The 19,309-nt window shown below is 69.6% G+C and carries 24 protein-coding genes; 20 read left to right on the top strand and 4 right to left on the bottom strand.

The features are described from left to right. Positions 1–34: 34 nt before the first annotated feature. The 17 genes from K1T34_RS52920 (at position 35) to K1T34_RS52840 (ending at position 13,361) form a co-directional block, all read left to right on the top strand. The gene (locus K1T34_RS52920) at positions 35–385 is read left to right on the top strand and encodes a hypothetical protein (RefSeq protein WP_220247922.1); all 351 of its coding nucleotides are present in this window, start codon (positions 35–37) and stop codon (positions 383–385) included. Between the two features lie 101 nt (positions 386–486). After that, positions 487–705 (top strand): SAP domain-containing protein, encoded by a 219-nt coding sequence (locus tag K1T34_RS52915; RefSeq protein ID WP_220247921.1) that lies wholly within the window; start codon positions 487–489, stop codon positions 703–705. A 4-nt stretch (positions 706–709) separates the two neighbouring features. After that, on the top strand, positions 710–901 hold the full coding sequence (locus tag K1T34_RS52910; RefSeq protein ID WP_220247920.1) for a hypothetical protein: 192 nt from the start codon (positions 710–712) through the stop codon (positions 899–901). Between the two features lie 110 nt (positions 902–1,011). After that, positions 1,012–2,025, top strand: a complete 1,014-nt coding sequence (locus tag K1T34_RS52905; RefSeq protein ID WP_220247919.1) for a hypothetical protein — start codon at positions 1,012–1,014, stop codon at positions 2,023–2,025. 1 nt (position 2,026) lies between these two features. Continuing rightward, entirely contained in the window at positions 2,027–2,404 is a 378-nt protein-coding gene (locus K1T34_RS52900) for a hypothetical protein (protein WP_220247918.1), read from the top strand. Further along, on the top strand, positions 2,401–2,859 hold the full coding sequence (locus tag K1T34_RS52895; protein ID WP_220247917.1) for a hypothetical protein: 459 nt from the start codon (positions 2,401–2,403) through the stop codon (positions 2,857–2,859). Before K1T34_RS52900 ends, K1T34_RS52895 begins: the two co-directional genes overlap by 4 nt. Further along, the gene (locus tag K1T34_RS52890; RefSeq protein ID WP_220247916.1) at positions 2,856–3,626 is read left to right on the top strand and encodes a hypothetical protein; all 771 of its coding nucleotides are present in this window, start codon (positions 2,856–2,858) and stop codon (positions 3,624–3,626) included. The genes K1T34_RS52895 and K1T34_RS52890 overlap by 4 nt, the downstream gene beginning before the upstream one ends. Positions 3,627–3,636: 10 nt before the next feature. Continuing rightward, on the top strand, positions 3,637–4,032 hold the full coding sequence (locus K1T34_RS52885) for a hypothetical protein (protein ID WP_220247915.1): 396 nt from the start codon (positions 3,637–3,639) through the stop codon (positions 4,030–4,032). A gap of 9 nt (positions 4,033–4,041) precedes the next feature. Beyond that, positions 4,042–4,449, top strand: a complete 408-nt coding sequence (locus K1T34_RS54425) for a hypothetical protein (RefSeq protein ID WP_255638892.1) — start codon at positions 4,042–4,044, stop codon at positions 4,447–4,449. A 14-nt stretch (positions 4,450–4,463) separates the two neighbouring features. Next, complete coding sequence (locus tag K1T34_RS52875) at positions 4,464–4,841, top strand: hypothetical protein (protein WP_220247914.1); 378 nt, start codon at positions 4,464–4,466, stop codon at positions 4,839–4,841. A 124-nt stretch (positions 4,842–4,965) separates the two neighbouring features. Further along, positions 4,966–7,974, top strand: coding sequence for a hypothetical protein (locus K1T34_RS52870; protein ID WP_220247913.1), 3,009 nt, complete (start codon positions 4,966–4,968; stop codon positions 7,972–7,974). Continuing rightward, positions 7,974–10,730, top strand: a complete 2,757-nt coding sequence (locus K1T34_RS52865) for a hypothetical protein (RefSeq protein ID WP_220247912.1) — start codon at positions 7,974–7,976, stop codon at positions 10,728–10,730. Before K1T34_RS52870 ends, K1T34_RS52865 begins: the two co-directional genes overlap by 1 nt. A 7-nt stretch (positions 10,731–10,737) precedes the next feature. Next, positions 10,738–11,214, top strand: a complete 477-nt coding sequence (locus K1T34_RS52860; protein WP_220247911.1) for a hypothetical protein — start codon at positions 10,738–10,740, stop codon at positions 11,212–11,214. A 28-nt stretch (positions 11,215–11,242) separates the two neighbouring features. Continuing rightward, the gene (locus tag K1T34_RS52855; RefSeq protein ID WP_220247910.1) at positions 11,243–11,482 is read left to right on the top strand and encodes a hypothetical protein; all 240 of its coding nucleotides are present in this window, start codon (positions 11,243–11,245) and stop codon (positions 11,480–11,482) included. After that, complete coding sequence (locus tag K1T34_RS52850; RefSeq protein ID WP_220247909.1) at positions 11,472–12,158, top strand: hypothetical protein; 687 nt, start codon at positions 11,472–11,474, stop codon at positions 12,156–12,158. The genes K1T34_RS52855 and K1T34_RS52850 overlap by 11 nt, the downstream gene beginning before the upstream one ends. Before the next feature lie 2 nt (positions 12,159–12,160). After that, on the top strand, positions 12,161–13,123 hold the full coding sequence (locus tag K1T34_RS52845) for a glycoside hydrolase family 25 protein (protein WP_220247908.1): 963 nt from the start codon (positions 12,161–12,163) through the stop codon (positions 13,121–13,123). Continuing rightward, positions 13,116–13,361 (top strand): hypothetical protein, encoded by a 246-nt coding sequence (locus tag K1T34_RS52840; RefSeq protein ID WP_220247907.1) that lies wholly within the window; start codon positions 13,116–13,118, stop codon positions 13,359–13,361. Before K1T34_RS52845 ends, K1T34_RS52840 begins: the two co-directional genes overlap by 8 nt. 159 nt (positions 13,362–13,520) lie before the next feature. Here the strand turns inward: K1T34_RS52840 and K1T34_RS52835 are convergent, their stop codons facing one another. Further along, the gene (locus K1T34_RS52835) at positions 13,521–13,763 is read right to left on the bottom strand and encodes a helix-turn-helix transcriptional regulator (RefSeq protein WP_220247906.1); all 243 of its coding nucleotides are present in this window, start codon (positions 13,761–13,763) and stop codon (positions 13,521–13,523) included. 579 nt (positions 13,764–14,342) lie between these two features. Further along, entirely contained in the window at positions 14,343–14,630 is a 288-nt protein-coding gene (locus K1T34_RS52830) for a zinc finger protein (RefSeq protein ID WP_220247905.1), read from the bottom strand. Between the two features lie 17 nt (positions 14,631–14,647). Here K1T34_RS52830 and K1T34_RS52825 point away from each other — a divergent pair, with 17 nt between their 5' ends. Together K1T34_RS52825 and K1T34_RS52820 are read left to right on the top strand one after the other, a co-directional pair. Then, positions 14,648–15,892 carry a helix-turn-helix transcriptional regulator gene (locus K1T34_RS52825; RefSeq protein ID WP_220247904.1) on the top strand — a complete coding sequence of 415 codons (1,245 nt, stop codon included), beginning with the start codon at positions 14,648–14,650 and terminating at the stop codon, positions 15,890–15,892. A gap of 10 nt (positions 15,893–15,902) precedes the next feature. Next, positions 15,903–16,463: an HD family hydrolase gene (locus K1T34_RS52820; protein WP_220247931.1), complete on the top strand. Its 561-nt coding sequence runs from the start codon at positions 15,903–15,905 to the stop codon at positions 16,461–16,463. Between the two features lie 139 nt (positions 16,464–16,602). On the opposite strand, the gene K1T34_RS52815 is transcribed toward K1T34_RS52820, so the two are convergent. Both K1T34_RS52815 and K1T34_RS52810 read right to left on the bottom strand, forming a co-directional pair. Then, a complete protein-coding gene (locus K1T34_RS52815) occupies positions 16,603–16,806 on the bottom strand; it encodes a hypothetical protein (protein ID WP_220242252.1) in 204 nt (67 codons plus the stop codon). 73 nt (positions 16,807–16,879) lie between these two features. Next, positions 16,880–17,167, bottom strand: a complete 288-nt coding sequence (locus K1T34_RS52810; RefSeq protein WP_220242251.1) for a hypothetical protein — start codon at positions 17,165–17,167, stop codon at positions 16,880–16,882. Between the two features lie 174 nt (positions 17,168–17,341). On the opposite strand from K1T34_RS52810, the gene K1T34_RS52805 reads away from it, so the two are divergent. Continuing rightward, the gene (locus K1T34_RS52805; protein ID WP_220247903.1) at positions 17,342–18,856 is read left to right on the top strand and encodes a recombinase family protein; all 1,515 of its coding nucleotides are present in this window, start codon (positions 17,342–17,344) and stop codon (positions 18,854–18,856) included. Positions 18,857–19,309: the final 453 nt, after the last annotated feature.

The raw sequence follows: 19,309 nt of genomic DNA, 5'->3' as shown, positions 1-19,309 counted from the left end.
CGTCGTTCCGATCGCAGCTGGTGTCGGCATCAGCATGAAGAACGCGACCGGCCTGACGTTCATCTGCACCGGCGCCGACACGTTCACGCTGACCGTGTCGGACACGCTCGGCGGCGCCTACGCGTCCCCGGGCAACATCATCACGCGCAAGGTCACGAACACCGCCACGAACGGCACCGCCGCGTGGGCCGAGTCGACGCAGGCCGCGTCGAACGCGGTCACCATCGCCTCCGGCGCGGTCGCGATCCACGTTCCGGCGGCCTCGCTGCCGGACGGCAAGGCCTACGTGAAGTGCGCCGCGGGCGCGGCCGGCCTCGTCACCGCGGTCGTGCACGACCTCACCGTCCAGCGCACGCCGGCCAACCTCGCGGCGCTGAGCGCCTAATGGCCATCTGGGAGTGCCGCGGCTGCACCGCGGCCTACAGCGTCGGTGCGCCGCGGTGCCCCCAGTGCGGCGCCAACGACCCAATCAAGGAGGACGAGCAGATGGCGAAGAGCACCGTCCACGGGGGAGTGTCCGACGCGTCCCTCGAGGGAACGTCGACCGCCCCGGCCGAGCAGCCGGCCGACGGCTACGACGCGTGGACCGTCGACCAGCTCAAGGCCGAGCTCGGCGAGCGTGGCCTGTCGAAGACCGGGAACAAGGACGAGCTGATCGAGCGGCTCGAAGAGCACGACGGCCCGGCCGACGGCGCCGAGGAGTAGCGGCGTGACAGGGGCAGGCGACAGCGGGGGCTGGTACGGGCTCGTCGACATCCTGCGGGAACGCCAGGAGATCGCACGCGCCGAGCACGACGCCCGGCCGGTCGCCTGCCCCCACGACGGTGAGCCGCTCACCGAAGGCCCCGACGGGGTCCTCTTCTGCACGTTCGACGGCTGGAACGAACGCATGCGCCGCTGAGCGGCCACACGGACAACTGAACACACGCACCACCCCTGTCGGCTCACGGGCCGGCACGGCCAAGGAAGCAAGGGCACAGGATGGGCATCTGGTACTGCACCAGGGAGGACGTGAAGTCAGCCCTGGACTTCAAGGAGACCGCGCGCAATAACGCGCAGGTCGACCGACTCGTCGCCGCGGGCTCCCGCGCGGTCGATGCCTTGTGCCATCGCACGTTCTACCCCGAGATCGACACCCGCACGTTCGACTGGCCGAACGCGCAGACGGCGCGCCCGTGGCGGCTGTGGCTCGACCAGAACGACCTCATCTCGTGCGACGCCCTCGTTTCCGGCGACGAGCTGGTGCCCGCCGACGCGGTGCTGCTGCGCCCCGACAACAGCGGGCCGCCGTTCACGCACGTCGAGATCGACATCGGCACCAGCTCCGCGTTCACCTCCGGCGCCAGCCACCAGCGATCCATCAGCATCACCGGTCTTTGGGGCTACGGCGACGACGAGACCCCAGCGGGCGCGCTCGCCGCCAACCTGGACGCGTCGCAGACCACAGTGGACGTCACCAACGCCGCCGCGGTCGGCGTCGGCACGCTGTTCCGCGTCGACGACGAACGGTGCGTGGTGATCGACAAGCGGCAGCTCGACACCGGACAGACCCTCGCCGCCGACCTCACCGACCGCAACAACGTCACCGCGCTCGCCGTGCAGGACGGCGACGCGTTCACTCCGGGCGAGGTCGTGCTCGTCGACGCCGAACGCATGCTCGTCGAAGACATCGCCGGTGACGTGCTGCTCGTCGCCCGCGCATGGGACGGCACGCCGCTCGCCGCGCACACGACCGGCGCGCACGTGTGGGCCGCGCGGCGGCTCGTCGTCGAGCGCGCCGTACTCGGCTCCACCCCGGGTGTCCACGGCGCCGGCGCGGCGCTGACCGCGTGGACGCCGCCGCCGCTCGTGCGGGCTCTCGCGATCGCCGAGGCCGTGACCAGCCTGCAGCAGGAGACGTCCGCGTACGGGCGCACGGTCGGCGCAGGAGAGAACCAGCGCGAGGCCTCCGGCAAGGGCATCGCCGACCTCCGCAGCCAGGTGTACGCCGCGTACGGCCGCAAGGCCCGCACGAGGGCGGTGTGACGTGGCGACTGTGACCCTGAAGGGCCCGATCTTCGACGGCCGCAGCGACGCCGCCGTGCGCGACCTCAAGCACGACGCCGTGCAGAGCGTCGCCGGGCAGGGCTCGGCCGACGTCCACGCGAACCTCGACCACTCGATCCGGCACCCCACGCCGTACTACGAGACCCAGATCGCCGTCGACGTCGACGGCGACGACGCCATAGTGCACGACCGCGGCGTGATCTACGGCCCGTGGCTCGAAGGCGTGGGCTCAAGGAACAAGACCACCCGGTTCAAGGGCTATTTCTCGTTCCGGCGCGCCGCGCAGGGCCTGGGGGAGAAAGTGCCCCGGCTGGTCGCGCACGCCGTCGAGCGCGCGGTGCGGAGGTTGAACGAATGAGCCTCGGAATCGCGGACGTCTTCGACAGCCTGATCTCGCACGCCAAGCAGCTCGGCATCTTCGACCGCGTCAACCAGCACGAGCCGACCAACGCGCCCGGCAACGGGCTCACCGCGGCTATCTGGTCCCAGACCATCGGCCCGGCGGCCGGCGCGTCCGGCCTCGCCTCGACGACCGTGCGCGTCGAGTTCTGGGTGCGCGTCTACCTGCCCGCGCTGCAGCAGCCGCAGGACGGAATCGACATCGCGATCATCGACGCCGTCGACCAGCTGATGGCCGCCTACTCCGGCGACTTCGACCTCGACGACACGGTCCGCAACGTCGACCTCCTCGGCCAGTTCGGGACCCCGCTGTCCGCGCGCGCGGGCTACCTCAACCAGGACGGCAGGCAGTTCCGAACGATGGACATCGTCCTGCCAGTGATCATCAACGACGCATGGGAGCAGACGGCATGACCAAGCAGTCCGGGCTCGGAGACGCGCTGTTCCTGCACGGCGGCGACTACTCCGGCGACATCGGCGCCCTCGGCAAGATCGGCGGCGGCCCGGCCGCCCTCGACGTGACCGCCATCGACAAGAGCGCGGCCGAGCGGATCGGCGGCCTGCGCGATGGCGGCATCGACTACACGGCGTACTTCAACCCTGATCTCGTCACCGGTGTGCACGCGAAGCTCGCCGCGCTGCCCACCGCGGACCAGATCGTCACCTACTGCCGCGGCAAGGCCCTCGGCGCCGCCGCGGCGTGTCTCGTCGCGAAGCAGCTCAACTACGACCCCAAGCGCGCCACTGATGGCGGCCTCACGTTCGACGTGTCCGCGGCCGGCAATGGCTTCGGCCTGGAGTGGGGCACGCTGCTCACCCCGGGAATCCGCACCGACACCGCGGGCTCGAACGGCACGGGTGTCGACATGGGCCCGGGTTCCGCGCCGGGGTTCACCGGGCCGGCGAATTTCGGCCTGCAGGCCTACCTGCACGTGTTCGCGCTCACCGGCACGAGCGTCACGGTGAAGCTGCAGGAGTCCAGCGACAACGGCGTCGGGGACGCGTGGGCCGACGTCGTCGGCGGCGCATTCACCGCGGCCACCGCCGCCGGCGCGCAGCGGATCCAGACCGCCCGCAACCAGACCGTCAAGCGCTGGCTCCGCGTCGTCACGACAGGCGTCTTCACCAACGCGCAGTTCGCCATTGCCGTCGCCCGCAACGACGTCGCCACGGGCTTCTGAGGGGTTCGCCGTGCAGATCCAGCACTACCGCATCGCCTCGCCGCTCGACACGCATTTCCGCGTCGGCACGTGCGAGGAAGACCGGTGCTCGGCCTACCTGAACGGCTGGCGCACGGTCGTCGACGAGACGACGCAGCTCGGCCAGCAGCAAGCCGCCTACATCCGGGCCGACCGCACACGGCGGCACGTCGAGTCGAGCGAGCTGGTCGACGGCGCCGCGCGCACGGTGTTCACGTTCGAGGCCGGGCAGCGGTGCTTCCGCACGCACCGTGTCCCGCTCGACCGGCCCGAGCTGTACCTGGTCGAGGGCACCGGGTTCCGGCGCGTCCACTCCGGACCCGATCCGTGGGTCGACGACCTGAACACCAACCAGGCGCGGCTCTCCGCCCTGATCAACCGAGGATAGGAGCACACCATGGCCAAGCAGTCCGGCATCGGCATGACCGCCCTCAGCGTCGACGACGCCGCGGGCACGGTCCGGGACATCCGCAACGACATCACGAACTTCGACTTCGCGACCCCGCGCGCCACTCAGGACGTGACCGGTGTCGACAAGTCGGCGATGGAGCGGTTGCTGCTGCTCGCCGACTTCTCCGGCACGCTCACCGGCGTGTTCAACCCGGCTGTCGGCCGGGCGCACGACGTCCTCAAGACCGTGCCGTCCACCTCGGTCGCGCGCACGGTCTCGATGACCGTCGGCGGGGTCTCGCTGAACAACGAGTGCCTGATCACCGACTACAGCCTCAAGCGCGCCACCTCCGGCGAGCTGACGTTCGACGCCCCGTTCGCGCTCGCCGACGGCACCGTCCCCACCTGGTCATAAGGAGAACTGTCCACATGGGATTCAAGGTCAACCAGACCACCCTCAAGCTCGTGTTCGACGACCCCGAGCTTGAGGGCCTGGTCGTGCGCATGCGTGCGGGCACCGTCGGTCAGCGCATGCAGCTCAACGAGCTGAACACGAACGACGAGATCATCGAGTTCTACGCGGGCCTCCTCGTCGAGTGGAACGCCGAGGACGACGACGGCCCGCTGCCGATGACCGCGGACGGCGTGACGCGGCTCGACCACCCCACGTTCCTCGCGATCCAGCGCGCCTGGACCAACGTTCGGCAGACGATCCCGGCCCCTTTAGAGCAGCAGTCGAACGCTGGCGCGACCTCGCTGGAGGAATCGATGCCGATGGACGACCTGTCCGCAAGCCTCGCGAGCTGATCGACGCGGAGTTCGTCCTCGGCCTCTGCACCCGCTTCGGGTGCCTGCCATCGCAGCTGATGGCCGAGGACGCCGGCCTGCTCCGCATGCTCGAACTTGAAGCCATGGCCCGAAAGGAGGTGCAGTGAACGAGATCGAGATCCACGTCAAGGCCTACGACGACAACACCGACAAGGTGTTCGCCACCGTCAAGGCCAAGGCGAAGAAGGCTGGCGGCGCGGCGGGCGACGAGTTTTCGGGCTCGTTCTCCGGCACCCTCTCGAAGAAGAGCGTCACCGCGGCGGAGAAGGCCGCGAAGGACGTCGAGGCCAAGGCCAAGGAGGGGTTCGAGAAGGCCGGCGAGGAGGCCGGCAAGTCGCAGGCCGAGGGCTACAAAAAGGGCTCGAAGCAGACCGAGAAGGCCACCGAGCAGGTCGCGAAGCGGACGCAGGCGCAGTTCGAGGCGCTCAAGTTCACGGCCCTCTCAGTGGGGCTCCCGGCCGCGGCGACGGTCGGCGCGGTTGGCGCCTCGGTCGCGCTGGCCGCCGTGCCTGCGCTGTTCGTCGGGCTCGGCGTGGCCGCGCTCAAGGGCAACCAGCAGATCGACGACGCGTTCGAGCACACCAGCGATCACGTGCTCACGAGCGTGACGCGGATGTCGCAAGGCCTGCGGGACCCGATCCTCAAGGCCAACGACGCTGTCGTCGCGAGCTTCGACCGGCTGCAGCCGGAGATCCAGACCGCGATGGACTATTCGTCGGGCTCGGTCGAGGACCTCGTCGGCACGGTGACCGACCTCGCCGAGAACGCCATGCCAGGGCTCGTGGTTGCGGCCAAGTCTGCCCAGGCCCCGCTCAAGGGCGTGCACGACTTCGCCGGCCAGGCGGGCGCCGGGGTCACCGACTTTTTCGTCAACCTCTCGGATGGCTCGGAATCCGCCGGCAAGTCGATCGCCACCACGGGCGGGGTCGTGCGCGACCTCGAGGGATTCGCGGGCTCACTGCTCGCCGAGCTGGCGAACGGCAGCACCACCGTGCTCCCGAAGTTCGCGGCCACGCTGCACACCGCCGAGGACACCGTCCTCACCCTGGCGCACAACGGCATGCCCGCCCTCCAAGGTGCCTCCAGCGGTGCCCTGAGCGTGATCGAGGGCGGCCTCGGCATCGTGAACGCGTTCGCGCAGGGGCTCGGCGCGTGGGCACAACCGCTCGGCAACGTCGGGGGCACGCTGTTCGCCACGAACAGCGTGCTGAAGCTGTTCGGCACCAGCCTCACGCAGACCGGGTTCGGCGTGAACGCGCTCGCGAAGACCGTGCAGGACGGCGACCAGAAGATCAGCCCGTTCAAGGCCGCCCTCAACGACGCCGACAAGAACGGCTCCAGCAAGCTCAAGGCCGGCCTCAACTCGCTCGTCTCGAACGGGCTCAACCCGCTCGGCCTGGTCCTCACTGCGGGCTCGTTCCTGCTGTCCGCGTTCGGGCAGGCGCAGGAGAAGGCCGCCGAGTACGCCGCGGCGCACAAGGAGAACGTCCGGCAGCTGACCGACGCGCTCCGCCAGGACAGCGGCGTCCTCGGCGACCACACCAACCAGGTCAACTCTCAGGCCCTGGCCGACAAGAACGCCTCCGCGAACCTCGCGTCGTTCGGCCAGAACCTCGCGACCGCAAAGCTTGCGATCCAGGGCAACAGCCAGGCCTACGACAAGCTCCGCTTCGCCGCGGGGGCGACCCTCGCGACGATCGCCGATCAGGCGGGCGTCAACGACGACCAGAAGCAAGCGCTGATCGATATCGGGCACCAGTCGCTTGAGACCGGCAAGAACTACGACCAGCTGAAGGACGACGTCCTCGCCGCCGGCAAGACGTTCGACAGCACCGGCGAGTCGGCCGAGATGTTCAGCGACGCGCAGCAGTCGGCGATCGAGCAGCTCCTCAACGGCACCGGCGCCGTAGGCGAGCAGATCAACGCCTACAAGCAGGCGCACCAGCAGTACCTCGATTCCGAGTCGGCGTTGACGCAGCTGACGGCGGCGCAGATCGAGAACCGCGACGCGACGGCCGCGGCTACGCAGGAGATCTACACCCAGCAGAACGCGCAGCTGGGCTACCGCGGCGCCGTGCTCAACACGAAGCAGGCCCTCACCGACTACACGAAGACGTCCACGGACGGCAAGGCCACCGAGGACCAGAAGGCCAGCGCGCTGCTGCGCGTCGAGCAGGCATTCCAGGCACAGGAACAGGCCGCGTACCAGGCGGCCTACGCGAACAGCACCGCGACGTCCGACGCTCAGCGCACGGCCGAGGCCTTCGCCGCGCAGAACCGCGAGACCGTGAACCTCGCGAACAGCATGTCCGGGCGGCTGCCCGCGTCGGTGCAGGACACCATTTCGAAGTTCGACGTTGCCACCGCCCGCGCGGCCGGGCTGACGGTCGGCATCGACAACACCGGGAAGGCCGTGTACCGGCTGCCGAACGGCAAGACGATCCTCATCAAGGCGGACACCCAGGCCGCGCGTGACGCCGTGAACGGCATCGTGCGGGACATCAACGGTCGGGTCGCCTACATCACCGTGAAGACGATTAACGGCGGCTCGTCGACCACTCGCTTCGGCAGCGTCGGCGCGGGCCGCGGTCAAAACGCCGTCGCGACCGGTGGCCGCGTGACCCTCGGCGGCGTGCAGCGCTTCGCCAAGGGCGGCCAGGCGTACGCCTCGATCACCGACGTCGGCCCGGGCGGGCTGCTTGACGGCCCCGGTAGCGGCACCTCCGACAGCATCCTCGCCCGGGTGTCGAACGGTGAGTACGTCGTCAACGCCCGCCAGACGCAGAAGCACCTGCCGTTGCTGCGCGCCATCAACAACGGCGACGACGGGTTCGCCTCCGGCGGCCTCGTGCGGCACGCAGACAGCTCGTGGATCCCGCCGACGTTCTACAGCGGTGCATCGGCCGGGAAGCCGGTCACGCACGTCGGTGCCGCCCCATCGCCAGGCCACTCCGGAGCGACGGCGCCGAGCAGCTCGGCACGGCCGGTCCAGCCGCTCGCGCTGCACGTCACGTCGGGCGGTGGCCGGCTCGAAGAGTTCTTCGTCGAGATGATCCGTCGGTTCGTGCGAGTCCAGGGCGGCGACGTGCAGCAAGTTTTCGGGCAGGGCTGATGGCGAACTTCCCCTACGCGCCTCGTGATCTGGCCGTCGAGGCGTACCTCGCCGGTGGATGGCGCGACATCACGCCCGATGTGTACCGGCGTGACAGCATCCGGATCAGCCGCGGGCGTTCCAACGAGCAGAGCACCACCTCGTCGCCCTCGTCGTGCTCGTTCACCCTGAACAACCGGTCGGGCAAGTACTCCAGCCGCAACCCGCTCGGCCCGTACTACGGCGGGTTCAGCCGGAACACCCCGCTGCGCGTCGCGATCCGCGTAGCCAAGGACGCGTTCAACCGCACGCTCGCGACCGGGTGGGGCACGGCGGACGTGGGAGGCGTCTGGTCGACGACCGGAATCGGCACCCTCGCGGCCACAGATTGGTCGGTGACTCCCGGCACGGCCCGGCACACGGTGACCGGCGCGAGCAGCTACCGGCTCAGCTACCTCGCCACCGACAGATACCGCGACGTCGACGTGTCCTGCCAGGTCTCGCTCTCTGCCGCGACCGTGACGGGCGGCGCTGTCGAGCCCGCCAACCTCGTGCTCTCGGGCCTGTCAGTCAACGACTACCTGCTCGCGCGCGTCTCGATCAGCGCCACGCAGACGATCACCGTTGCAGTCAACGACTCGACTGGGACGCTGGCCGGGCCCGTCGACACTGGGTTCGCCTACACCGGGCAAGCGCTGAAGGTCCGGTTCCAGCGGGACGGCTCGAACGTCCGCGCGAAGGTCTGGCCGGCCACCGCGCTCGAGCCCTACGCCTGGACCGTCGAGTTCACCGACCTGCCGTTCGTGCGCACGAACAACGGAATCGGGTGGGTGGGCGTCCGGTCCGGGGTTGCGGCGGGAAACACCAACCTCCCGGTCACGTTCTCCTACAGCGGTTTCGAGGCGCGCAGCAACCGGTTCGCTGGCGAGGTGTCCGACTGGCCGGCGTCGTGGGATACCTCGGGCAAGGACGTCTATACCCAGGTCGTCGCGTCCGGGATCCTGCGCCGGCTCGCCCAGGGGCAGAAGCCGCTGAAGTCGACCTACCTGCGCGCGAACCAGACGATCGACCCGCCGAACGTCGCGTACTGGCCTGTCGAGGACGGCAGCAACTCGACGCAAATCGCGTCCGGCCTCTCGACCGGCCTGCCCATGGTGCTCAGCGATGGCGCGTCGACGTTCGCCAGCGACTCCAGCTTCCCGGGCTCGCTGCCGGTCGCGTCGCCGAACCTCGCGCGCTGGACCGGACCGGTGAGCCCGGTACCCGCGGCGACCGGCAACGTTCAGGTGATCTTCCTGCTCACCGTCCCGGACACCGGCGCCACGGACCAGGGCACCATCTTGCAGCTGCAGACCACCGGCACGGCTGCGTTCCTGGACCTCGTCTACGTGGCTGGCGGCAAGCTCAAGCTCGTGTGGTACGACCGCAGCCGCAACCAGATCGACACGTCACCAAACCTGCTGACGGCGCTCGACGGCACGCACCAGCAGATCTCAATTCAGTTCACGAACACCGGCAGCGACGTCAGCGTGGGAGTTGCGCAGCTCATCCCGGGCGACTCGGGGGGGACCGGCTTCCCGTTCACGATCACGGGTCTGCAGATCGGCGCCCCGACCGCGGTGCTCGTCAACGCCTACCGCCAGATCGGCATGATCTCGGTCGGCCACGTCGCCGTCCGCACCGACATCATCAGCATCTACACCAACGCCAACCAGCTCGCCGCGTACCCCGGCGAGACCTGCAGCGCACGACTCCTGCGCCTGGGCAAGGAAAACGGTGTGCCGATCGCCGTCGAAGGCGTTGGCGGCGCCGCCCCTATCCCCTCGGCGGCGCTCGGCATCCAGCGGCCAATCAACCTGCTCGACCTCATGGCCGAAGCCGCAACCGCCGACGGCGGCTCGTTACGGGAATCCCGTAACCACACCGGTCTCTGCTACCGAACGCGCGCGACGTTCTACAACCCGATCCCCGCGCTTGAGCTCGACTACGCGGACGGCCAGCTCGCGCCGGAGTTCGTCGCCGTCGAGGACGACCAGAACATTCGCAACGACGTCACCGTCACCCGGCTCAACGGGTCCTCGGCGCAGGCGGTCCGCACCGACGGGCCGCTGGCCGTGGCCGAGCCGTCGATCAGCGGGGGCGGCGCCGGCCGCTACGACAGCGACACCACGCTCAACCTCGCGAACGACAACCAGGTGGCCGACGCCGCCTCGTGGCTGCTGACCCTGGGCACGGTCGACGAGCCGCGGTTCCCCAACCTGCAGCTCGACCTCGCGCACCTGGCGAAGAAGTCCCGCGCGCTCGACCTCGCCGCGCTCGCCGTCGACCAGGACAGCCTCATCACCATCGACAACCCGAAGAACATCCTCGACCAGCACCAGATCCGCCAGATCGTGCGCGGCTACACGGAGACGCTGAACGGATGGGAGCACACGATCACGGCGAACTGTGCGCCCCAGTCGCCCTACGACATCACGCAGATCGACGACACCGACCTCGGCCGGCTCGACTCCGACGCCACCACGCTCCACTCGGCCATCACGAGCACGGCAACGAGCCTGCAGGTGGACATCGCCGACGGCGTGCTCTGGACCACCGACGCCGCCGAGATGCCGATCCCCGTCACGGTCGGCGGCGAGGACCTCCTCGTCACCGCGGTGACCGGCAGCAGCTCACCGCAGACGTTCACCGTCACCCGCGCGGTCAACGGGGTCGTGAAGGCCCACGCCGCCGGCGAATCGCTCGCACTCACCCGCCCCGCCCGCGTGGGCCGATAGGAGAACCATGGCTTTCACCGCCGGGCAACGCCTTACCGCCGCCATGCTCAACGACATCACCGTCGGCAGCGAGCAAGGCGAGTGGACCATCGTCGCGAACCTGCTCATCGGCACCCCGACCCTGATCAACAACTGGGTGCCGTTCACCGGCGCCGTGATCAAGGGCATCACCCACAGCGCCGGGGTGTTCACCGTCGGCCCGGCTGGCGGGCTCTACACCGTCAGCCTCGCGTGCCGGTTCACCGCGGCAACGGCTGACCGCTACTGCTTCGTGGTGGGCACCGGCACCACCGACACGTGGACGAAGAGTTCTGTGGGGTCGTCCGCGACCGGTCTGAACACCTCGGTTGCAATCACCAAGCGGGTCCCGCCCAACGGCCAGATCCGTTGCTACGCCTACTCCGGAGTCGCGAGCAACGTCACCCACGAGACCGCCAGCGACCTAGTCACGGGCGTCACGATCGTCCGCGAGGGCCCACTGTGACCGTCCACAAAGTACGAAAGGGGTGACGGTGGGTGCCTCACTCGACATCGGCCAACTCCTCGCGTCAGCCGGCCCATCGGCCGCCCTGCTCGTCGTCGTCATCGTCCTGGTCCGGCTCTGGCTCCGCGCCGAGAGCCGCGCGAACCGCGCCGAGAAGCGTGCCGACGCGCTGGCCGAGCAGATCGACGGCGAACGCAAACGGCGCTGGCGCGCGGAGGACGCGGCAGCCCGCGCGAAGCGGAAGGTCGGTGAGTTAGATGCGTCGTAACCGGACTTCCCTTATCGCCATCGTGCTCGCCGTCGCCGCCCTCGGCGGCGCGGCGTGGGCGACCCTGGCACCACTCGCCGTGCGCCAGGACGCCGCCGCCCTGCAGTCGCAGGCGAAGAGTCTCGCCGAGCAGGTCGCCGAAGCGTGCGCGCAGGGCGGCCCCACCGCTGCCGCGCTCGGGTCGGCATGCGCGAAGGCCGCCGCTGTCAAAGACCAGCCACCGGTAGCCGACCAGGCCAGCGCGCCGACACCAGACCCGACAGCGCTGCGCCAGGCCGCCCGCCAGGCAGTCGACGGCTACTGCGCGACACGGAACCAATGCCGCGGCGCGAACGGGAGCTCGCCGGACTTCGACGCGCTCACCGATGCCGTCCTCGCACACATCCCGCGGCCCGCGGACGGCAAGCCGGGCCCCGGCCCGACCGACGCGCAGGTCTCGTCCGCGGTCGCGGACTACTGCGACGCCCACGACCACTGCCAGGGGAAGCCCGGCATAAACGGCGAGAACGGGCACAACGGCGAGAACGGCAAACCCGGCCCGACCTGCCCGGACGGCTACGAGCTGCGCGACGCAGTGATTACCGCGCCGGACCAGACCACCTACCAGGGCAAGGCGTGCGTCGACCCCGCATCCAGCACGCCGCCCACCACCGACGAGCCCACCCCAGGAGGTTGAGCATGGCGCTCGGCATCGACGTCTACCGATCGTTCCAGACCGTCACCAGCTGGCCGAAGGTCAAGCAGGCCGGCGTCACGTTCGTCTACGTGAAGCTGTCCGACGGCGGCGGTATGCCGAAGGGCGGCCGCGGCGACAACGAGGTGCACGGCGCGAAGTCCGTCGGGATCCCCGTCGGCGGCTACCACTTCGTCCAGGCCGACCCCGGCCCGGAGGCGCAGGCGGACATCCTGCTCGGCGAGGTCCTGCGGCTCGACGCCACCGGCTGTGTCCCGATGCTCGATCTCGAGGACAACCCGCCGGGCTCGAAGCTGCCGAACATCCCTGACAGCCAGAAAGCCGCATTCGGCAAGGCGTTCTGCCATCGGATCGCGGCGCGTGGGTTCCGGCCCGGCGTGTACATGAGCAACGCGCTCGCGAAAACGCTCCGCCCCGACACGTGGGGCGTCCCCGGTCTCGTGATCTGGATCGCCCGCTACGGCGCGCGCCCGGACGCGGCGGCCGGCCGCTACGACATCCACCAATACAGCTCTTCCGGCTCGATCGCGGGCATCAGCGCCAGCGGCATCGATCTGGACGAGTCCTACAGCACGGCGCACCTCGGTGCCCGCACGATCACCCCGGTAGCAGAGGAGGACGAGGACATGAGCAGTGACCGCGGAGAGGCGACCGAGCCCGGCCAGTGGGGCAAGCTCCACATTCCGGTGAACGGCGGCCGGTACCTGCGGCTGGCGTCGAGCTACGACCAGCCGATCACCATCGACGGCATCTCGCTCGTGGGCGATACCCCCGGCAAGGCGGGCCGCGACGTGGTGACTGTCCAGGCTGGCGGGAAGGTCGACGCGGACCGGCCCGGCCCGTGGGACCTCGCGGGCGCGAGCGCGGACTACGCGAACAAGTCGCACGTGGTCATCCGCTACCAGTGCACCGGCGCGGTCAAGGGCTGGGTGAACAGCCGTGCCTGACTCGACCCCCGGGCGCTGGCAGAAGCTCACCGCGTGGGCCCGTACGGCGCCCGGCCGCTACCGCAAGGCGATCGCCGGGCTGTGGGGCTACCTCACCGTCCCGGCCGTGGTCGGCGTCCTGGCGGCCATCGGCGTGCACATCGACGGCACCACCGCGGCGCTGATCATCGCCGTCGGTGGCGGTCTGCTCGGCACGACCGCCGTCGCCCGCGCGAAGCCCAACAACCCGCCGAGCTGATCAAGGACGGGCCCGGCGCACCAAGGGGGAGGGTGGCGCCGGGCCCGCGCTCGAACCGTACCGACGGCGCCACCTCGGCGCACTGCAATGAACCCCCGCCGCCTGCGTGATGCGGGCGGCGGGGGTTCATTGTGGTTTGAGGGCGGGCCCGGCGACCCACTACGCGTCCGAGAGTTCTTCCCGGCCGCGTTCGGTGAGCATGTAGCAGTGCGGACGAAACGGGTCGGTCTTGGGCCATTCGTCGGTGATCCAACCGCGTTGCCGCATCGTCTGCAGCAGGGGATAGAGGCGCGCGTTGTGCACGCCGACTGCGGCGCGCAGATCCGCGGCCGAGAAGCGTGCCTCCTGGCCGCCACCGAGGAATGCCGACGCCAGCTTGTCCATTTCCCGGGCTGTCCGCATGACCAGATGGTAACCCGTGCGTGCCTGCGCCGTCAGTCCTCGCCGTCCGGCGCCGGCGGGTCCGGACGCCATCGGAACCGGCTCGACCGGTAGCCACCGCCCGGGCGTGTCGGCCCGGTCGGCTGCCGTGGCGGCCCACTTTCCAACGGCCCGAACACCCAGTTGCCCTCCCGGCCCCCGGCGAGGCAGCTGCGGGGGTCGCGGGGCCGGTTCGCAGGCCCGGTCACTTCTTCGGCCTGTCGTCCGGCGGCGGCGGCTGGATCGGCCGGGGCTGTGGGGTGCGGTTGTCTTCCGTCGGCCGGGTCGTCCGATTGTCCTTACCGGATACCGGCCGGGTCGGCCCGGTCCCGGCGGTATTGCGTTCCCTCGCCATCTGCTTCCTCTCTCGGTGTTCTCGAAAAATGGGCAGGGTGGAACCCGGCCGCCGCGTCGGGTCGGGGCACAACGCGGCGGCCGGAGATCGGGCGGTGCGGGTGGGCGGCCGGGAGTTCTATTCGTCGTCGGCGTGCGACTCGTCGTCGCCGGTCTCGGGGTTGCCGTCATAGACCACCGAGCCGTCATCGGGGACCCACTTGCCCATCAGGGCCGCCGGGGGAGCGGTCGCGGCCCGCGGCGCAGGCCAGGGTGGTTCGGCGGGATGGTCCAGCCGAGGGCGCGGCGATACGCCACGTCGCAGTACGGGCACTGCGTCGGCACGCCGTGCGCGGTGCGCTGGTCGAGCGGCTCGAATTCGGCGGCCGCGGTCGCGCCGCAGAGCATCGTGATGCCCTCGCCGGGCGCGGGGATCGCCGCGAGGCTCGTGCGGTGCCACACGCCGTTGATCACGGGGTGTATCGCCGCCGGGTCGATGTAGATCAACGCCGTCATGACCGGTCACTCCCGTCGTGTTCTGGCTGTTCAGAGCCATCCCGAAATACCGTGGAGTGACGCTACGATCACCAGGGAGTAGGCAGAACGGACTGCGAGTGCGGGTGCGGTTCGACCGGAATCGTCCAGACCTGGAGCGAACCGTGAGCGGAGCAACGGCAACACTGACCGGCAGTCAGGGTTCCCGTTCAACGGGCATCGTGACCGGCTACGTCCTCAAGCTCGCACGCCAGTCCGCCGGGCTGACGCAAGAGCGGCTCGCCGAACGTCTCGCGGTCGACGGGAGCACGGTCCAAGGGTGGGAATCGGGGCGCCGTCCACTGTCTGCGATGCCCGCGGGGGACTTCATTCGGCTGTCCGCCCGGCTGCCCCGGCTCGGAGCCCCGCCGTCTACCGGCCGGCACCTGCGCGCGGCCGTCGAGGCCGATCTCGTCCTGTCGACCGGGATCGCCGCCGGAGGCTCGTGGGTTGACCCCGAGTTGCATCCGTTGGCCGCGAACGTGCACCGCAAGACGCTCACGAACCTGATCACGTGGCCCTTCACCGGGCACCTGCCGCAAGAGCTGAACGTGTTCACGCCGAAGGTTCCGCGCCGTGGTCCGGTCGCCTCTGGCCCCACGATGGGCGCCGACGAGCGCACCCGGTTCTTTGACCACCTGATGACCGTCGCGGAACGCGGCGTGCACACCGATGCGGCGCTACTGCGGCGACAAGCGGTGTACCTGCTCGGCTTCGACCAGCGCGACCAGGTGGCCGAGTGGCTGCGCCGCGAATGGGCAAGCGCCGGCCACCGCCCGATCGCCGACGGCGACGTGACCAGCCTGCTCGAAGCTCGCTCGGCGTCCGTCGCGCTTGCCTCAACCGGCGACAGCTCCCACCTTCACGACTTCGTCACGCGCACCACCGGTTCGCGCGCCGAGCTGGCGAACCTCAACTACTGGGCGCACTGGATCGGCGAGCTCCCCGACGACCAGACCGACGACGCCTTCATGGCCGCGGATGACACGAGGTCGTGGGCTGGCGTACGGCTGTTCCACCACCTGGTGAGCCGCCTTGACCCGACCTCTCCGCACCTGCCGCTCAACTTGCACACCGTGCACACACTCGTGGCCAGCCGTCCGGCTCTGCTGACTGAACGCTCCGCCGCGCGTGACGCACTGGCCGGCGCGCTGGAGGTGCTCACCTCCGCCGATGTGCTGACGCGTGACGGACGTGACCAGGTCGCCGGCCTTCACTACGCTCTGCGTCTCGCCGACCGATAGGGAGAACTTCATGCCAGACGAGCCCACCGCACTCGCCGCGTTCGGCTACGAGCTCGGGTTGCTTAAGCGCATCCGCCGCACGGGGTGGTGGCACGTCGGCATCCGCGATCCCGAATCGGTCGCCGAACACAGCTTGCGCGCCGCCCAGATCGCGGCGCTGCTCGCTGCGGAGGAAGGCGGGAGTCCGGAGCGGGCCGCGTTCCTGGCACTCTGGCACGACACGCAGGAGACCCGAACGGGGGACATCCCGCACACTGCGGCCAAGTACATGAGCAAGCCCGAGCCTCGCGAGATCACCGCCGACCAGACAGCCGCCCTGCCGGCCACCTCCCGCGATGTGGTCCGGACCGCGGTGGACGAATTCGAGTCCAGGGAGACGCTCGAAGCGCGGTGCGCGAAGGACGCGGACAAGCTCGAAATGCTTCTCCAAGCCGTCGAGTACCGGGATATCGGAGTTGAGCGCGTCGCCGGGTGGATCGACTCCGCTCGCAAGGGCCTCTCGACCGAGACGGCTCGACGTATCGCCGAGGCCGCCGTCACCATGTCCCCGCTGGCGTGGCGGGACCGCTGAGCAGAGCGGGAAGCCTTCGCGCGGCAACGTCTACGGCATGGCCTCGCGGATGGTCTTGCTCAAGACCGCCTGATCAACCAAAACGGCCCCCTCCATCTCGCGATGGCGGGGGCCGTCGAGTTGCGCCGTTGGGGCCGGCTCAGCACTGCCAACCGGTGGTGCCGCCGTGCGTGCACTGCTCGTAGATCGAGTCCACCTGCTCCTGGTGCTGCTGTTGGTCCTGGCGCGCCTTGTCGTCCGCGCGGTTGCTGTTGTTGACGGAGATGATGGTGACGACGATCGCCACGCCGACGATCAAGATCGTGGCGAGGATGATCGTCAGGCGTTTCGTTGTGGCGTCCACTGGTCTGGGCCTTCCGTGAGGTCTGCCCAGAAGCGTCGCGTTGATCACCATTGGCGTTACCGACTGAGCGGGCTTACCGGTGGTCCTCGGCCGGGATGCCCTCGGGGTCGACGAGGTCGTTGGCGTGCGCGGCGAACTGGATCGGCTGCGCGCCGCGGTGCGCCATGTAGCCGGCCTCGGCGTTCCACTCGGGGTCGCACCAGCAATAGCTCGAGTAGACGTGCGGGGGGTGCTCGTCCTCGTATCGGCGCCACCAGACGACGGTGTCCTCGACGGTGACGCCGTCCTCGAGGACACGGGCACCGGCGATGTTCGGGCCGTGCTCGACGGCGATCTGGTGGAACTCGGTGTAGGTGATCATTCGTGCCCCCGAAGGTGGGAGCGGGTGACTGTCGCCGGTCGGCGACGGCCCCGCTGGCTGTCGTTGCCAGCAGGTTTCCCCTGGTCAGACCAGTGTTACTAAATTGGCGTTGACGCCGGTAAACCTGCTATAAGTTACCCTAGAACGGGAGGGTACATGGTGGCAAGGAAACGGGTGCGTGACGGCCTGGTGCTCGACGTCTACGCCAGGGTGAGTCGGCTCGGCGACGAGCGGCAGCGTTCGGTTGAGGGGCAGGTGGCCGACTGCAAGGCCCGTCTCGTGGACATCGGCGCGAAGGTCGGCAAGGTGCTCGACGCCGACCGCGGCCGGAGCGCGTGGAACCCACGCGTGAAGCGACCCGACTGGGACGAACTCATGCAGCGCCTGGAAACCGGCGCCAGCGATGGCGTGATCGTGTTCGACCTGGCGCGGTTCTCGCGCCGGCCGATCGAGGGCGAGCGGCTGATCTCCGCCGCCGAGCGCGGGCTGCTCGTGCTCGACTCGGAAGGCGAGTACGACCTGACCACGCCGAGCGGGAAGAAGGCGTTTCGGGACCAGCTCAACACTGCTGCCTACGAGAGCGACCGCACCTCGACGAAGACCAAGCGCGGCAAGCGGCTGAAGGCGTTGAAGGGCGAGACCAACAACAGCCAAAGAGCGTTCGGGTGGAACGAGGACAACAAGACGCTCCGTAAATCCGAAGCCGACGCGCTCGCTGACGCCGCCAAGCGTGTGCTCGCGTTCCAGTCGCAAGACGCCATCGTGATCGAGTGGAACCGGTCCGGGCTGCGCTCGGTCAACGGGAAGCCGTTCACGCGCACAGCGCTTCGGCAACTGCTGTTGCGGCCACGCAACGCGGGAATCGCTGTGTACCAAAACGAAGTGCTTCGCGAACCCAGCGAGGACCCGAACGTTCCCGGCGAGTTGAAGCGGCTCGTCGACGTCGAGCCGATCTTCGATGTGGGGACGTGGGAAGACCTGCATTCGCTGTACTCGTCGCGCCGCCGCGGCCGGCCGACGTCGGAGGCCTACCTGTGTTCGGGGATCGTCCACTGCGGAGTGTGCAAGCACACCCTCACGGGCCGTCCGCGGAAGAACATGGCGCCATACCCGGACGGCACGGTGCGGCGGCAGTACTGGTGCCAACCACGCGCCCATGCCGGGGGCTGTGGCCGCATCAGCGTCGATCAGCGTGCGCTCGATGGCCACGTGCTTGAGCTGATCGCGGTCATCCTCTCCGACCCACGTCACGCCGCTGCGATCGAGGCGTCGACCAAGGCGGCCGCCGACGCGCGCCAGCTGGTGCATGACGAGCTGGCGCGCGCCGAGCAGCTGGCGAACGAGCTCTCGGCACGACTCGGCCGCGAGGAAATGAGCTTGGCCCGCTACGACGCCGCCGTGGCGCCTCTGGACAAGAAGATCGCTCGGTTGCGTGCTCAGCTGGTGGAGCTGGGGGAGAGCGCGGAGGTGAAGCTGCCCCCGAAGCTGGCGGCCGAGTCCCTCGAGGAGTGGCGTGCCCGGTTGAAGGCCGCGACTGTGCCCGAGCGTCGCGCGCTGTTGGCCCGCGCGCTGCGCGGCCGGTGGCTCGTCGTCAGCTCGCTCGACCCGTCCGCGCCGAGGGTGTTCGACCCCAACCGCATCAGCATCGTCACCCCGGACTCAGCGGTCGACAGGAGCGCAGGCGTGTAGAACGCCCCGGACGTCGACCCGAACCTCGCAGTTCGGCGCGGCCGAAGCCGTGACCGAGGCCGAGGCCGAGGTGAACGGTGCCGCCGCTGTCGCGCTCACTCGGCCGGTCGGGCTCACGGATCCCAACGGCAGGGTCGAAACACTGCTGGCGATCGCGCCGACGTCCAGCGGAGAGGGAGATGTGGGCGGCGGGGCGGGGGCGGTGGACGTTCTCGTGACGCGGGGCGCAGTGGTTGTCGGACTCGGCACGGGCACAGGCGCGGGCACGGTCGGGGAGGTAGTGGGTGCGGGGGCGCGGGGCATCGTTGGCTGAGGGCCCGCTGGAGACGCACCAGGCGGCGACGGCGGTGTGGCGGGCGCCAGGACGAGCACGGACGCGGTCGTCACTGTTGCTGCCGTGAGCGAGACGGCGGTGGCGGCGACGGGGTGGCTCTGTGCCTGGCGGATGAGCCA

Source organism: Amycolatopsis sp. DSM 110486 (assembly GCF_019468465.1).
GTDB lineage: Bacteria > Actinomycetota > Actinomycetes > Mycobacteriales > Pseudonocardiaceae > Amycolatopsis.
This window is presented reverse-complemented; position numbering and strand designations above follow the sequence as displayed.